We start from the raw sequence: 327 nt of genomic DNA, 5'->3' as shown, positions 1-327 counted from the left end.
AGTCGGTTCTCGGCGCCCCGGGACCTACCCGTTCCACTGCAAGCTCGAACGCCTGGTCCCGGTCGAGTCCTGACACAGTAGAAAATGCACCCAGAACTGCTCAGATGACATGTCCACTTTCGGAGATGACCCTCACTGGTTCATAGCGGCCCTGACCGGCCTCGCCGAGGTCGCGCACCTTCGCACCGTGGTCGAGGCGCTCGCCGCCACCGTCACCAAACACGAAGAACAACTGCGCCGCCTTCGCCGCAATCCACCGCCCCGACGATGAACCATTCTGACCTCGATCGGCACAAACTGGGCCGCGATTAGCCGGTCAATGTGGTG

Annotated in this window: 1 protein-coding gene; it reads left to right on the top strand. The window is 62.4% G+C overall.

Going from position 1 to position 327, the window contains the following annotated elements; genetic code table 11:
* The first annotated feature begins 109 nt into the window (after positions 1 to 109).
* Positions 110 to 271 (top strand): hypothetical protein, encoded by a 162-nt coding sequence (locus tag ACFWJO_RS39760; protein WP_386873176.1) that lies wholly within the window; start codon positions 110 to 112, stop codon positions 269 to 271.
* Positions 272 to 327 lie beyond the last annotated feature (56 nt).

Origin of the sequence: Streptomyces sp. NPDC127092 (assembly GCF_042722475.1) — a bacterium.
Taxonomy (GTDB): domain Bacteria; phylum Actinomycetota; class Actinomycetes; order Streptomycetales; family Streptomycetaceae; genus Streptomyces.
Note: the sequence above shows the minus strand (reverse complement) of the source record. Positions and strands in the feature narration are given on the sequence as shown.

Coding starts and splice junctions, on each gene's coding strand:
- ACFWJO_RS39760 (WP_386873176.1), top strand. CDS start 110: ATGTCCACTTTCGGAGATGACCCTCACTGGTTCATAGCGGCCCTGACC.